This is a genomic window from Curtobacterium sp. MCSS17_008 (assembly GCF_003234185.1).
Lineage (GTDB): Bacteria > Actinomycetota > Actinomycetes > Actinomycetales > Microbacteriaceae > Curtobacterium.
In genome coordinates this window covers 14,526-27,791 of record NZ_QKSM01000005.1, presented here as the reverse complement: position 1 = coordinate 27,791, position 13,266 = coordinate 14,526, and the positions used below count along the sequence as shown (strand labels likewise).

Sequence of the window (13,266 nt, the reverse complement as noted above, 5' to 3'; positions counted from 1 at the left end):
CGCGCACGTACCGTGGAGCGCATGGACCACCGTGACGAAGCCCGAGACTCCCTGTCGAGCCGTCCTGCCCCGGACCACCACGAGGACCCGACCCGGTGACCGGCGTCGGTGACGCCGGGGGCATGGGTCGCGGCCGGACCCTGCTCTTCGCGGTCGCCGGTGGTGCGGCGGTCGGCAACCTCTACTGGGCCCAGCCACTGCTCGACGACATCGCGACGGACCTCGGGGTCGCACCGGCGACGGCCGGGCTGCTCGTGACCCTGACGCAGGTCGGCTACGCGCTCGGCATCCTGCTGCTCGTCCCGCTCGGCGACGTCGCGGACCGGCGCCGGCTGGTGCCCGGCGTGCTCGCCGCCTCGGCCGTCGCGCTGCTGGCCGCCGCACTGGCTCCGGGGTTCACGACGCTGCTCGTCGCGCTCGCACTGGTCGGCACGACGACGGTGGCCGGGCAGCTGCTCATCCCGCTCGCCGGCGACCTCGCCGACCCGGCGCAGCGCGGACGTGTGGTCGGGACGATCGCATCGGGTGTGCTCACCGGGATCCTGCTGTCCCGGACGGTCAGCGGCGTGATCGCGGGCGCGGCGGGGTGGCGCTCGGTGTACGTGGTCGCCGCGGTCGTCGCTGTGGTCCTCGCGGTGTTGCTCCACCGTGCCCTGCCACAGCTGCCACCACGGGAGCGCCTCGGGTACCCGCGGCTGATCGGGTCCGTCTTCGGGGTCGTCCGGGCGCACCGTGCGGTCCGGGTGACGCTCGTCATCAGCGCGTCGGTCTTCGCCGTGTTCACGATGTTCTGGACGGCGCTGACGTTCCTGCTGAGCAGCGCTCCGTTCGGGTACTCGACGACCGCGATCGGTGCCGTCGGACTGGTCGGGTTGGCGGGCGCGGTGGCCGCGCAGCGGGTCGGGCGGCTGCACGACCGCGGCTGGTCGGTGCCCGTGATCGGCGGCGCGCTGGTCCTGGTGCTCCTGTCGCTCGTCGTCGCCGGGCTCGGCGCCCGGTCCATCGTCGTGGTGCTCGTCGCCGTCCTGCTGCTCGACGTCGGCGTGCAGGCGGCGAACGTGCTCAACCAGACGCGGCTCTTCGCGATCGACCCCGCTGCCCGCAGCCGCCTGAACACCGCCTTCGTGACGGGCAACTTCGTCGGTGGCGCGGTCGGGTCCGCCGTCGCCGCCGTGCTCTGGGACGCCGGCGGCTGGACCGCGGTCACGATCGGTGCCGCCGTGCTCATCGGCTTCGCGACGACGGTCTGGGCCGTGCACCGTCACCGCGCGCTCGCCCTGCCCGGGCGGGACGAGCGCGGCCCGGCCTGACGGGCCCCTCAGGGGCGGAAGGCGTCCGCCACGTCGAGGTCGCCGTGCTCGACCTGCCAGCGCAGCGCGTCGCGCACCGTCTCCGACGCCGTGTACCGCGGCACGTACCCGAGCAGGCGCTCCGGCTTCTCGGTGCTGAAGACCTGGCTGCGGGACAGGTGCTCCCAGCTCGCGTCGGCGTGCTCGGGGTCCGTGGTCCCGCGGAAGCGGTCCCAGCTGACGGACTCGAGCCGTGCCTCCAGGCCGGCCCAGGACGCGACCAGGTGGGCGTACCCGCGCACGGTGAGGGCGGTCCGGGCCGTGGCGAAGAAGTCCTCACCGGCGGCAGCGTTCCGCTGCTCGACCGCGAGCTGGAACAGCTGCGCGACGTCGTCGGCGTGCACGTGCGCCATCGACTCGGCGCCGAGGCCGGGGACCTCGACGACCTCGCCGGCGGACAGCCGCGTGACGACCGTGGGGTCGAGGTTGCCGAGCGGGCCGATCGGCAACCAGCCCGGACCGCTGATGTGACCGGGGTGGATCGACGTCGTCACGACACCACCATGAGCGGTTTCCTGCTGGAGCATCCGGGCGATCGCGTCCTTCTGCGTGCCGTACTCGCCGAACGGCGGCGTCGCCGTCTCCTCGGTGATCGGCAGGACGTGGGAGACGCCCGCGCGCCAGATCGAGCCGCAGTGGACCAGGTGCGTGGCGCTGCCGCGGAGGGCACGGACGAGCTGCTCGGCCGACTCGAGGGTGAAGCACACGAGGTCGACGACGGCGTCGGCACCCAGCGCGGCGACGCGGTCGCCGAAGGTCCCGTCGCGGTCCTCCCGCTCACGGTCGGCGGTGACCCGCTCGACCTGCTCCCATTCGGGAGCGTCCGCGTACGGGGTGCTGGTGCCGCGCGTCACGACGGTGACGCGGTGCCCGGCCCGCACGAGGCGGGGGACCAGGAAGGTGCCGATGTGGCCGGTGGCTCCGATGACGACGATGTCCATGGTGGCGACGCTAGGCGCGTCCCACCGGGCGCGGCAGGCACCGTCGGTACCCCCTGACGTGACGGGAGGCACGGATCGTCGCCGACCCGTGCCTCCCGTCCGGCAGGTGGTCACGTCAGACGCTGCCGACCGCCTTCACGGAGCCCGCGATGACGGCCCCGTCCTCGGCGAGCGCGCCGACGGCGTCCGGCAGACCGGCACCGCTGAGGGCCTTGCGGGCGGCCCAGCCGACGAAGCTGCCGACGACCGCGCCGATGCCACCGAGGATCGCGCCCTCGATGCGGAGGTCACGGCGACCGGTGGTGCCCAGGGCGGCACCGGCGAGCGCGCCGGCACCGATCCGGCCGACCAGGCCGGCGGGGGAGATGCGGGCCGGGACCTTCGACGACTTGTCGCCGATGAGCTCACCGATCGCGGAGGCGACGAGCAGCCCGCGGCCGAGCGGGGTGCTGAAGGCCTTCCACTGCTGCCAGTCGCCCTTGAGGGCCTTGTTGTCGTGGTTCAGGGCGAGGACGGCGAGCGGGGTGCCGCTCCGTCCACCGCTGAGGACCCCGAGTGCCAGGGTGCGGACCAGGGTGTGCTGCTCGTTCTGCTTGCTCATCGGTTCTCCCGTCGTGTCGGGTCGGACGGTACTCGGGGGCCGCTGGGGGTGGCAGACGCTTGCGCTCGCTCGGAGCCGGCCCGCGTACCGTCCGCCGCATGAGCGACATCATCCTGTTCGGCGGCCACGGCAAGGTCGCACTGCTGGCCACCCGCATCCTCACCGACCGGGGGCACCGCGTGACCTCCGTGATCCGCAACCCGGACCAGCAGGACGAGGTACGTGCGCACGGCGGGGAACCGCGGATCGCCGACGTGCAGGAACAGTCCCTCACCGACTTCGCCGACCTGATCCGCGGGCACGACGCCGTGGTTTGGTCGGCCGGTGCCGGTGGCGGCTCCGCGGACCGCACGTGGGCGATCGACCGAGACGCGGCGGTCCTGTCCGTGCAGGGCGCTGCACAGGCAGGTGTGGACCGGTACGTGATGGTCTCCTGGTCCGGCTCGCAGCTCGACCACGGGATCCCGCAGGACCAGGACTTCTTCGCGTACGCGCAGTCGAAGATGATCGCCGACGCCGTGCTCCGCGACTCCGGCCTGCAGTGGACCGTCGTGGCGCCGAGCACGCTGACCGACGACGAGCCGACCGGCTCCGTCGACTGGGACGGTTCGGCGTCGCAGGTGCCCCGCGGCGACGTGGCGCACGTCGTCGCGGACGTGCTCGAGGACCCGTCCACGGCTGGTCGGACGCTCCGGTTCAACGGCGGCTCGACGCCGATCGCCGACTTCCTCCGGTCGTAGCCGGGCCCGGGGGTGCCGGACGGTCCCACGAGGCCGGGGGCACCCCCCGCCTGAGCGCGCCCACAGTCGATCAGGCACCATGGACGGATGGCCACGACGAGACCCCCCGCATCCTCCGCCGACCGCCTCCGGCCCGGCGAGCCCGTCCGGACCACCCCGAACCTCGCCACCTGGGTCTTCTGGCCCGCCGCCGTCATCGTGCTCGGCTTCGTCGCGTGGACGCTCGTCGCGCCCTCGTCGGCCGAGGCCGTCTTCAACGCGCTGCAGGGTGGGATCGTCCGCAACTTCAGCTGGTACTACGTGCTCATCGCGGCGTTCTTCGTCGGGTTCTCACTGTTCGTCGGCTTCTCGAAGTACGGCGACATCAAGCTGGGCAAGGACCAGGACGAGCCGGAGTTCTCGACGGGGTCGTGGTTCGCGCTGCTCTTCGCCGCAGGCATGGGCATCGGCCTCGTCTTCTACGGCGTCTCCGAGCCGCTCAGCCACTTCGCATCGCCCCGACCCGGCGTGAGCGGCACCGAGAACCAGCTCGCCCAGCAGGCGATGACCCAGACGTTCCTGCACTGGGGCCTGCACGCGTGGGCGATCTACGTCGTCCTCGGCCTCGCGCTCGCCTACGCGATCCACCGCCGGGGCCGTCCGGTCTCGATCCGCTGGGCACTCGAACCGCTGCTCGGCCGTCGGGTCCGCGGCGGGTGGGGCAACCTCATCGACGTCATCGCCCTGATCGGCACGCTGTTCGGCGTCGCGACCTCCCTCGGCCTCGGTGTCATCCAGATCGGTGCCGGGCTGGAGAGCGCCGGCATCGCGGAGAGCAGCACCGTCACTCAGATCGCCATCATCGCCGTGATCACCGCGGTGACCATCGTCTCCCTCGTCACCGGTGTGACGAAGGGCATGAAGATCCTGTCGAACTTCAACCTCATCCTCGCGGCGGCGCTGCTGCTCTTCATCCTGATCGTCGGTCCCACGCAGTTCCTGCTGCGCGACTTCGTGCAGTCGATCGGGGCGTACCTGCAGAACGTCGTCGGCCTCTCCTTCAACGTCACGGCGCAGCAGGGCGCCGCCGGCGAGGAGTGGCAGGGCGCCTGGACCACGTTCTACTGGGGCTGGTGGATGTCCTGGGCCCCCTTCGTGGGCATCTTCATCGCCCGCATCTCGAAGGGCCGCACGGTGCGCGAGTTCGTCTTCGGCGTCCTCCTCGTGCCGACCGCCCTCACCTTCCTGTGGTTCGCCGTCCTCGGTGGTGCAGCCATCCACCAGGAGACCGACGGTTCGGGCGGGCTCATCGGCGCCGACGGCGCGGTGGACGTGGAGAGTGCGCTGTTCACCCTGCTCGGCGACCTGCCCGCGGGCGTCGTGCTGACCTTCGGGGCGATCCTGCTCATCGGCGTGTTCTTCGTCACGTCGTCCGACTCCGGTTCGCTGGTGATGGCGATGATCGCGTCGGGCGGCGACATCGAGCCGAAGAACTGGCTCCGTGTCTTCTTCGCGATCGTCGCCGCGCTCCTCGCCGTGGCGCTGCTGCTCACCGGCGGGCTCAACGCGCTGAAGACGGCGGCGATCACGACCGCGCTGCCGTTCAGCATCGTGCTCCTGATGACCTGTTGGTCGACGGTGATCGCGTTCAACCGCGAGCGACGGGCGTACGACAAGGCGGAGCGTGAGGTGCTGCTCGAGCACGTCGGCGCCTACTACGGTCTCGAGGTCGACGCACCGGCCGAGCGTGCGGGCAGCCGCCCCTGGGACATCGTCCGTCGGCTCCGTGGACGTGGGACCGGACGCGCGACGGTGGTCGACACCTCGCCGGACGCGTTCCCCGTCCGCGTCGACACCGTGTCACCGGACCCCGGCATCGACGCGAGCCTCGACCCCGCACCCGCCGCCGGCGAGCAGCCGGACGGCACCGACGGGCAGTCGACCGGCAACGGCGAGCGTCCCGGGTCCTGACGCGACCGGGTGACGGACGGGAGGCGCGGTGCCGGCTGGCACCGCGCCTCCCGTCCGTCCGGGTCCGCGCTCGGTGACCGTCAGACGAGCTGCGCGGCGAGCACGTCCGGCGACTGCTGGAGCGAGGCCTTCACCATCGCGCTCCACTCGTCGACGACGACCTCGGTGAGGCCCTGCTCGACCCCGTCCAGGGAGGCACGCACGACGTCCGCCGGGTCGGTCATCGGGCCGTCGTACCCGGCCATCATGTCGGTGTCGGCCGCGCCGAGGTGCAGCCCCTGGACCGTGATCCCGGCGTCGCGCAGCTCGAGCCGGACGGCGTTCGTCATGTTCCACTCGGCGGCCTTCGCGACCGCGTACCCGCCGGCGCCCGGGTGGGCGAACCACGACAGCGCGGACAGCACGTTCACGACCGCCCCGCCCCCGTTGCGCTCGATCACCGGCGTGAACGCCCGCAGCATCGACAGGGTCCCCCACAGGTGCGTGTCGAGCAGCCGGTGCGCGTCGGCGAGGTCGTCGCGGAGGAGCGAACCGCCCGCGGAGATCCCCGCGTTGTTGACGAGCAACGTGACGTCCTGCGCGGCGGCTGCCGCTGCCGTGACGGATGCCTCGTCGGTGATGTCGAGCGGGAGCACCTCGACACCCTCGACGTCGACGAGTTCGGGGCGACGCGCGGTCGCGTAGACCTTGGCGGCACCCCGCTCGAGCAGCTGCGTGACGAAGCGGCGACCGATGCCCCGGTTCGACCCGGTGACGAGCGCGACGGATCCGGCGATGTCCATGGTGTCCTCCTGCCGAGCAGGCACTTCCCGCTGCGGCTCGGCTACGGTAGGACCTCACATCGGTGTCAGGTGCAAGTGCGGATCGGAGACGACATGCGGATCGGTGACCTCGCGGCGGCGACCGGGGCGAGCGTCCGCTCGCTGCGGTACTACGAGGAGCAGGGCCTGCTCACGGCGGAGCGGACCGCGGGCGGCCAGCGGTCGTACGCCGACACGTCCGTCGAGCGGGTGCAGCTCGTGCAGCAGCTCTTCGCCGCCGGCCTGGCGAGCCGGACCATCGTGCAGCTGCTGCCGTGCGTCGACGCGGGGGTCGCGACGCCGGAGTCGTTCGCACTGCTGGTCGCCGAGCGCGACCGGATCACCGCGCAGCTCGCCGAGCTCGAGGCCACCCGCGACCGACTCGACGAGGTCATCGCGATCTCCGAGCACCCGACACCGGAGCACTGCCCGGCGCTGCGGGAGCACGCCGCCGCGGCCTGAGGAGCACACCGACGCTGTCGGTGGCGCCGCCTAGCGTGACCACATGCCCGAGGGTGACTCCGTCCACCGTCTGGCAGCACGGCTCCGTGCCGTCGACGGGGCCCTGGTCACGCGCGGTGAGCTCCGCGGCGGCGCGGACGCCGGCACCCCGCTCGGCGGCCGACGCATCGTCGCGCACGCGACGCACGGCAAGCACCTGCTGACCCGGTTCGACGACGGTACGACGCTCCACACCCACATGCGGATGACCGGCTCGTGGACGACGACGGGCCCCGGGAAGCGTCTGCCGGTGCACGCCGCGCAGGACGCCCGGGTGCGCATGGCCCTCGACGACGGCCGCACCGTGTGGGGGCTCGCGCTGCCCGTGGTCGAACTGCTCCCGACGCGCGACGAGCACCTGGCGGTCGGGCACCTCGGCCCGGACCTGCTCCACGACGACTTCGACCGCGACGATGCCGTCCGCCGCTGCACCGCCGAACCGGACCTGCCCGTTCGCACGGTCCTGCTCGACCAGCGCCGGCTCGCCGGGCTCGGCAACCTCTGGGCGAACGAGCTCGGCTTCGTCCGCGGGGTGCACCCCGACCGCCCGATCGGCACCGTCGACGTCGGGGCACTGCTCGACACCGCGCAGCGGATGCTCCGGCACTCGGCGACGGTGCCGGAGGCGTACCAGGTGACGACGGGCGTCCTGCGCCGCGGCGAGCGCCACTGGGTCGTCGGACGAGCGGGTCGGCCGTGCCTGCGCTGCGGCACGCGTGTCCGCGCCCGTGACGACGTCGAGGTGGTCGGGTCCCCGCCTCGCCGGGTCTGGTGGTGTCCCCGCTGTCAGCCCGCGGCGCGCTGACCCTCCGGCACCGTGGGACCGACGGGGGGCGCGTGGCGAACCCGTCACGCGCCTCCCGTCCGTTCACCACGGTGCGGCAGGATGGCCAGGCCCCGTCCCGACGTCCCCCGGAGTCACCGTGCCCGACCAGAAGCCCGCCGTCCTGTTCGTCTGCGTCCACAACGCCGGCCGCTCCCAGATGGCAGCCGGGTGGCTCCGGCACCTCGCCGGCGACCGTGTCGACGTGTTCTCCGCCGGCTCCGAGCCCGCGGACCGGATCAACGCCGTCGCGGTGCAGGCGATGGCCGAGGAGGGCATCGACATCGCCGGGGAGCAGCCCGCCGTCCTGACCACCGACGCGGTCCGGCAGGCGGACGTCGTCGTGACGATGGGCTGCGGGGACGCGTGCCCCGTCTTCCCGGGCAAGCGCTACGAGGACTGGGCGCTCACCGACCCGGCCGGACTGCCGATCGAACAGGTCCGCCCGGTGCGTGACGAGGTCCGCCGCCGGGTCGAGACCCTGCTCGACGAGCTGCTCTAGACCAGCGCGAGTGCCGTCGTGGCCCGCGGCGCCCGCGCCAGCAGGACCCCGAGGAAGGGGGCGACGACGACGACCGCGACGAGCACACCGAAGGTGAGCCACGGCACCTGGACGAGCAGGGTGGAGAGCAGCGGTCAGCCCCTTCGCTGCGCAGGGAGGGGCAGCTCGTGTGCGGCGTCCCACGGCTCGGACCAGCCGAGCCGGTCGAAGAGCGCGTCGAGGAGCATCGCGGTGAACCCCCAGAGCGTGTGCATTCCCTGGTCCGACCGTACCGTGAACGCCGGTCCCCGCCACTCCTGACCCCCGCGACGCAGCACGGTCACCCCGCGGTTCACCGGGTCGAGCAGGTCGGCGACCGGGGTGCGGAACACGGCGGCGGACTCCCGCTCGTCGACGACCCGCACCGGCGTCGGGTCCCGCCACCAGCCGAGCACCGGTCGCACCAGGTGGTTCGAGTGGGCGAGCGGGACGGCGGGCAGGGTGCCGAGGACCTCGACGCCGGTCGGGTCGAGTCCGGTCTCCTCGCGGGCCTCGCGCAGGGCGGCCGCTGCGGCGTCGTGGTCGCCGGGGTCGATGCGGCCGCCGGGGAAGGCGACCTCGCCCGGGTGCGAGCGGAGGGTCGACGCGCGGGCGAGCAGCAGGACGTCGAGGTCGCGGTGGACGGCCTCGGCTGCGGCTGCACGGTCGGCCGGGGTGCGGTCGAGGACGCCGAAGAGCATGAGCACGGCCGCCGCGCGCGGGTCGGCGGTCGTCGGCATCGCGGGGACGAGCGGACCGGCTCCGGGTGCGGCGACAGCGGCGAGCGCCGCGCGTGCAGCGTCGGCCGACCGGGCCTGGTCCGCGCGGGTCACCTGTGCGTGCCGTCCTCGTCCGCGCCGTGCTCGTCCGTGCCACGGTCGAGTTCGGCGCCCTCGGCGGGCACGCCGTTCCGACGGTCCCGCAGGGCGCGGATGCCGACGACGGCGGCGAAGGCGACGACGGCCAGTGCGACGAGCAGCAGCAGGACGGTGTGGTGCCGGTGGTCACCCGCGGGTGCGGCGACCTGCGTCGCGGACACACCCTCGGACGTCCCCGTCGCAGCGACCGCAGTCGCGGTGGGCGAAGGCGCTGCGGCACGCGTCGCGGCAGGGTCCGGCGCCGTGGTCGGCGTCGGTGTCGGCGCGGTCGCTCCCGTCGAGGTGAACCGGTACTCGCCGGAGATCGGGTGTCCGTCGACCGAGACGCTGCGCCACTGCACCCGGTAGGTGCCGGCGGCGGCGAGGTCGACGTCCTTCGCGATGGTGTTGCCCTCGATCCGGACGTCACCGGTGGTGCGTTCGGTTCCGGCGCCGTCGGTGATGCTGATCACGATGCCCGTCTGCAGCCCGGACAGCGGCGCCTCGGAGAGCGTCAGCGTGACGTGGTCGAGGTCGCCGGGTACGGACGAGTCGGCGGCCGGGTCCGCGGACACGAGCGAGTCGTGCGCGGACGCCGGGCCGGCGAGGAGCACGATCGGTGCGAGCGCTGCGACGACGACGGTGGCGAGGAGGGCTCGGAGACGCACGGGTGCCTTTCATCGGCTGCTGACCCGGCTGGTACCGGACGCCCCGAGCGTACCCGGGGCGCCCGACCGAGCGGCCCGGGTCAGGCCTCGCTGACGAACTGCGCGTTCGACGAGCCGAGCTGCAGCTGCTCCTCGATGCCCTTCTGGTCCGTCGAGCCCCAGCGCTCGGCGATCCTGCCGTCGACGAACCTCGACACCTGGATGCCGCGGACCGTGAACGAGCGGCCGGTCGGCTCGTGGCCCTGGAACGGCCCGGTGTGGGTGCCGCGGATGGTGAAGACCGCGGTGATGTACTCGTCGGTCACGACGAGCGGGTCCGCCTCGAGCGTGACGTCCGGGAAGGCCGTGGTGAACTCGGTCCAGAAGTCGACGATGCCGGCGAGTCCCGGCGCCTGACCGGGCGCGGGGTCGTGGTCGACGACGTCCTCGTGCCAGGCCTCGTGCATGCGGCTCCAGTCGCGGGCCTCGAGGATCCCGCCGAGCTTCTCCTGCGTGGCGGCGTTCGCGTCCTTGGTCATGTGGGTTCCTCCCGTGGTCGGACGGTGAGCGTCCTGACTACGCCGTGCACCACCGAGGCACCGGGGCGTCCGAGGTACAGGTGTCCGCTCCGCGAACGCGGGGGACGGAACGCCAGGCGCGTGGCGACCCCGCCACGCGCCTGGCGTTCCGTCCTGCGGGCCCGTCAGCGACCGGACCCGCGCTCGATCTCGATGTCGCCGGCCACCGCCGTGAACCGGTACCGCTGCGCGGAACCGGGGTCGGTGCCGAGGGCGTTGTCGACGTCACCGACCGTCGCCTCCGCGGTGATCGCGTAGTCGCCGTCCGGCAGACGGACCTCCTGGTCGCCGGAGGTGGTCTCCACCGAGATGCTCCGCGGCGCCGCCCCGAGGGCGAGGTCCACGTCGCCCGAGGTCGCCTCGACGGTCAGGGCATCGGCGCGACCGTCGAGCGTGACGTCCCCGGCGGTGCTGGTCAGCGTGACGTCGCCCCAGCTGCCGGCGAGCAGGACGTCACCGGCGGTGGAGGTGACCTCGACCGGGACGGCGTCGGCGGCGTCCTCCGGCACGCGGACGGTCAGGTGCGCGCCCTGCCGCACCCCGACGGACAGGTCGACGATGCTCCACGCGGGCCCGGAGACCGTGAGGTCGAGCACGCCGTCGCGGACCTCGTGCCGCTCACGGAGCCGTGTGTCGCCGGCGGTGAACGCGATCACGGGCCGTCCTACGTCGGCCCGCTCGACCCGGACGTCGGTCGCGCCGACGTCGATCCGGATGCGGTCGAACGACTCGCCGACGGTGCTCGTCAGCGAGTGGTCCTGTCGGTCGGACGCCGAGACGGACTGCACCACGACGAGACCGAGCAGCGCGACGAGCAGGACCGAGCCGACGACCAGCAGCACGGTCCGCAGGGTCCGGGGACGTCGGGGGGCGGGCGGGGGCGTGGTGCTGGGAGGTGGGGCGGTCGTCGTCACGGGGACCTCGTTCCTTCGGGTACTGGTGTGGGTGCGGTGCTGGGGCTGCCGGTTCGGTGCTACGGTCAGCGACCGCGACCGGCGGCTTCGGACAGGTAGCGGAGGACGGCGAGCACACGGCGGTTGCCGGTGCCCTCGGCCGGGACGCCGAGCTTCGTGAAGACGGCGGACACGTGCTTCTCGACCGAGCTCTCGGTGATGTGCAGCTCGGCGCCGACGGCGCTGTTCGACCGCCCCTCGGCCATGAGCTGCAGGACCTGGAGCTCCCGCGGGGACAGGGTGTCGATGCCGTCGGTGCGGCGCGAGCGGGCGAGGATCTGCGCCACCACCTCGGGGTCGAACACGGTGCCACCCGCACCGACACGGGCGACGTCGCCGAGGAACTCGTCGACCTCGACCACGCGGTCCTTGAGCAGGTACCCGAGCCCGGCCGTGTTGCTCGTGATGAGGTCGGCGGCGTAGCGCTCCTCGACGTACTGGGAGAGCACGAGCACGGCGACCCCGGGGTGCTGCGCCCGGATGAGGACCGCGGCGCGCACCCCCTCGTCGGTGAAGGTCGGGGGCATCCGGACGTCGACGATCGCCAGGTCGGGACGATCGGCCGCGACGGCGTCGAGCAGTGCCGGGGCGGTGTCGACGGCGGCCGCGACCTCGTGTCCCGCGTCGGTGAGCAGGCGGACGAGTCCGGCACGGAGGAGGACGGCGTCCTCGGCGATCACAATGCGCACGGGACCTCCACGGTCACTCGGGTCGGGCCGCCGACGGGGCTCTCGGTCTGCAGGGTGCCACCGGCGGCGCGGACGCGGTCACGCATGCCGCTCAGGCCGCCGCCGGGGTGTCCGTCGGCCCCGGCGCCGCCGTTCCCGTCGTCCCACACCACGGTCCGGACGCCGTCCGGGACCTGGTCGACGTTGACGGTGCACCGGGTCGCGCCGGAGTGCTTGGCGACGTTCGTCAGCGCCTCGGCCACGGCGAAGTAGAGGACCGCCTCGATCTCGGGCCGCGGACGGGCGGTGAGCGCCACGTCGACGGTCGTCGGGACCGCGTTGCGGGCGGCGACGGCGGAGAGCGCGGCGTCGAGACCACGGTCGGTGAGGATCGCGGGGTGGATGCCCCTGGCGAGCTGCCGGAGCTCGGTGATGGAGTCCTTCGCGTCGCGGTGCGCCTGGTCGAGGAGCTCCCTGGTCGCCGCGGGGTCGCTGTCGAACCGCGACCGCGCCATGCCGAGCGTCATCGCGAGCGCCACGAGCCGGGGCTGCACGCCGTCGTGCAGGTCGCGCTCGATGCGGAGTCGTTCGGTGGTGGCGGCGTCGACCGCACCCTGCCGGGCGTCGGCGAGGGTGTCGATGCGGTCCTGGAGCGCCGCGGTCCGGCTCGACCCGAGGAGCACCGGGGCGAGCGCGCGGTCGAGTCGGCCGGCTCCCCAGACGTACAGCACCGTCACCACGAGGAGCACCACGGCCGCGACGACGCCACCCGCCGTTCCCCCGGGCAGCAGCCCCAGCAGCGGACCGGAGCGGGCCGTCGTCACGAGGAACGGCGCGAGCGTCACGAGCGCGAGGAAGCCCCAGCCGAGCACGGTGGACACCAGGTGGTGCGCCAGGGCCCGCCAGGTCACGGGGTCGGCGAGGTCGACGAACGCCTGCACCACGGCGCGCCAGGGCCCGGTGACGCGGGTCGCCCTGCGGACGGGACGGGTGATGTCGACGTCGTGGAGGGCCGCCGCGCGGCGGCGCTCGACCTCGGCGACCCACCGGGCCGTCAGGGTGGTGCCCACCAGCAGGAGCACCCCCACGCCGGCCGCGGGGATGCTGCCGATCGAGGTGGCGAGGAGCGTGACGAGGAGGACGAGCCAGACGATGCCGAGGAACGCGTCGAGGAGGAGGTCCACGGCGGAGCTCCAGAGGGCGGTCGCTTTCTGCACGGCTTCACAGTAGGGGCGGACGCGAGCGGGCCTCGACGGTGGTGCCCGCACGATCGGGTGGGGGTTTCCCCCACCCGAGCACGGTCGGACGGGAGGCGCGTGGCGGCGCCGCCACGCGCCT

At 73.4% G+C, this 13,266-nt stretch carries 15 protein-coding genes; 6 read left to right on the top strand and 9 right to left on the bottom strand.

What is annotated here, in order from left to right; translation table 11 throughout:
• The first annotated feature begins 95 nt into the window (after positions 1-95).
• Positions 96-1,310: an MFS transporter gene (locus tag DEJ23_RS07140; RefSeq protein ID WP_258375322.1), complete on the top strand. Its 1,215-nt coding sequence runs from the start codon at positions 96-98 to the stop codon at positions 1,308-1,310.
• 8 nt (positions 1,311-1,318) lie between these two features.
• On the opposite strand, the gene DEJ23_RS07135 is transcribed toward DEJ23_RS07140, so the two are convergent.
• Both DEJ23_RS07135 and DEJ23_RS07130 read right to left on the bottom strand, forming a co-directional pair.
• Positions 1,319-2,290 (bottom strand): NAD(P)-dependent oxidoreductase, encoded by a 972-nt coding sequence (locus DEJ23_RS07135; protein ID WP_111239597.1) that lies wholly within the window; start codon positions 2,288-2,290, stop codon positions 1,319-1,321.
• Positions 2,291-2,405: 115 nt separating this feature from the next.
• Positions 2,406-2,891 carry a DUF4126 family protein gene (locus tag DEJ23_RS07130; protein ID WP_111239596.1) on the bottom strand — a complete coding sequence of 162 codons (486 nt, stop codon included), beginning with the start codon at positions 2,889-2,891 and terminating at the stop codon, positions 2,406-2,408.
• Positions 2,892-2,989: 98 nt separating this feature from the next.
• Between DEJ23_RS07130 and DEJ23_RS07125 the strand changes: the two genes are divergently transcribed.
• Complete coding sequence (locus DEJ23_RS07125; RefSeq protein WP_111239595.1) at positions 2,990-3,631, top strand: SDR family oxidoreductase; 642 nt, start codon at positions 2,990-2,992, stop codon at positions 3,629-3,631.
• Positions 3,632-3,718: 87 nt separating this feature from the next.
• Positions 3,719-5,581: a BCCT family transporter gene (locus tag DEJ23_RS07120; RefSeq protein ID WP_111239594.1), complete on the top strand. Its 1,863-nt coding sequence runs from the start codon at positions 3,719-3,721 to the stop codon at positions 5,579-5,581.
• Positions 5,582-5,661: 80 nt separating this feature from the next.
• On the opposite strand, the gene DEJ23_RS07115 is transcribed toward DEJ23_RS07120, so the two are convergent.
• Complete coding sequence (locus DEJ23_RS07115; protein ID WP_111239593.1) at positions 5,662-6,363, bottom strand: SDR family oxidoreductase; 702 nt, start codon at positions 6,361-6,363, stop codon at positions 5,662-5,664.
• A 93-nt stretch (positions 6,364-6,456) separates the two neighbouring features.
• Here DEJ23_RS07115 and DEJ23_RS07110 point away from each other — a divergent pair, with 93 nt between their 5' ends.
• From DEJ23_RS07110 to DEJ23_RS07100, 3 genes are all read left to right on the top strand, one after another.
• Positions 6,457-6,843 (top strand): MerR family transcriptional regulator, encoded by a 387-nt coding sequence (locus DEJ23_RS07110; RefSeq protein ID WP_111239764.1) that lies wholly within the window; start codon positions 6,457-6,459, stop codon positions 6,841-6,843.
• A 43-nt stretch (positions 6,844-6,886) separates the two neighbouring features.
• Positions 6,887-7,687: a DNA-formamidopyrimidine glycosylase family protein gene (locus tag DEJ23_RS07105; RefSeq protein ID WP_111239592.1), complete on the top strand. Its 801-nt coding sequence runs from the start codon at positions 6,887-6,889 to the stop codon at positions 7,685-7,687.
• 118 nt (positions 7,688-7,805) lie between these two features.
• Positions 7,806-8,207 (top strand): arsenate reductase ArsC, encoded by a 402-nt coding sequence (locus DEJ23_RS07100; protein ID WP_111239591.1) that lies wholly within the window; start codon positions 7,806-7,808, stop codon positions 8,205-8,207.
• 134 nt (positions 8,208-8,341) lie between these two features.
• Here the strand turns inward: DEJ23_RS07100 and DEJ23_RS07095 are convergent, their stop codons facing one another.
• The 6 genes from DEJ23_RS07095 to DEJ23_RS07070 form a co-directional block, all read right to left on the bottom strand.
• Positions 8,342-9,058 carry an NUDIX hydrolase gene (locus DEJ23_RS07095; RefSeq protein WP_375342265.1) on the bottom strand — a complete coding sequence of 239 codons (717 nt, stop codon included), beginning with the start codon at positions 9,056-9,058 and terminating at the stop codon, positions 8,342-8,344.
• Complete coding sequence (locus DEJ23_RS07090) at positions 9,055-9,750, bottom strand: copper resistance protein CopC (protein ID WP_111239590.1); 696 nt, start codon at positions 9,748-9,750, stop codon at positions 9,055-9,057. The genes DEJ23_RS07095 and DEJ23_RS07090 overlap by 4 nt, the downstream gene beginning before the upstream one ends.
• Positions 9,751-9,830: 80 nt before the next feature.
• Positions 9,831-10,268, bottom strand: a complete 438-nt coding sequence (locus tag DEJ23_RS07085; RefSeq protein WP_111239589.1) for an ester cyclase — start codon at positions 10,266-10,268, stop codon at positions 9,831-9,833.
• Positions 10,269-10,432: 164 nt separating this feature from the next.
• Entirely contained in the window at positions 10,433-11,149 is a 717-nt protein-coding gene (locus DEJ23_RS07080) for a DUF4097 family beta strand repeat-containing protein (protein WP_111239588.1), read from the bottom strand.
• A gap of 137 nt (positions 11,150-11,286) precedes the next feature.
• Entirely contained in the window at positions 11,287-11,949 is a 663-nt protein-coding gene (locus DEJ23_RS07075) for a response regulator transcription factor (protein ID WP_111239587.1), read from the bottom strand.
• On the bottom strand, positions 11,937-13,145 hold the full coding sequence (locus DEJ23_RS07070; protein WP_146240216.1) for a sensor domain-containing protein: 1,209 nt from the start codon (positions 13,143-13,145) through the stop codon (positions 11,937-11,939). The genes DEJ23_RS07075 and DEJ23_RS07070 overlap by 13 nt, the downstream gene beginning before the upstream one ends.
• Between the last annotated feature and the right edge of the window lie 121 nt (positions 13,146-13,266).

What these genes read in the sequence shown, in the direction of transcription:
- DEJ23_RS07125 (WP_111239595.1), top strand. Translation starts at nt 2,990, where the DNA reads ATGAGCGACATCATCCTGTTCGGCGGCCACGGCAAGGTCGCACTGCTG.
- DEJ23_RS07105 (WP_111239592.1), top strand. Translation starts at nt 6,887, where the DNA reads ATGCCCGAGGGTGACTCCGTCCACCGTCTGGCAGCACGGCTCCGTGCC.
- DEJ23_RS07135 (WP_111239597.1), bottom strand. Translation starts at nt 2,290, where the DNA reads ATGGACATCGTCGTCATCGGAGCCACCGGCCACATCGGCACCTTCCTG.
- DEJ23_RS07120 (WP_111239594.1), top strand. Translation starts at nt 3,719, where the DNA reads ATGGCCACGACGAGACCCCCCGCATCCTCCGCCGACCGCCTCCGGCCC.
- DEJ23_RS07115 (WP_111239593.1), bottom strand. Translation starts at nt 6,363, where the DNA reads ATGGACATCGCCGGATCCGTCGCGCTCGTCACCGGGTCGAACCGGGGC.
- DEJ23_RS07085 (WP_111239589.1), bottom strand. Translation starts at nt 10,268, where the DNA reads ATGACCAAGGACGCGAACGCCGCCACGCAGGAGAAGCTCGGCGGGATC.
- DEJ23_RS07130 (WP_111239596.1), bottom strand. Translation starts at nt 2,891, where the DNA reads ATGAGCAAGCAGAACGAGCAGCACACCCTGGTCCGCACCCTGGCACTC.
- DEJ23_RS07110 (WP_111239764.1), top strand. Translation starts at nt 6,457, where the DNA reads ATGCGGATCGGTGACCTCGCGGCGGCGACCGGGGCGAGCGTCCGCTCG.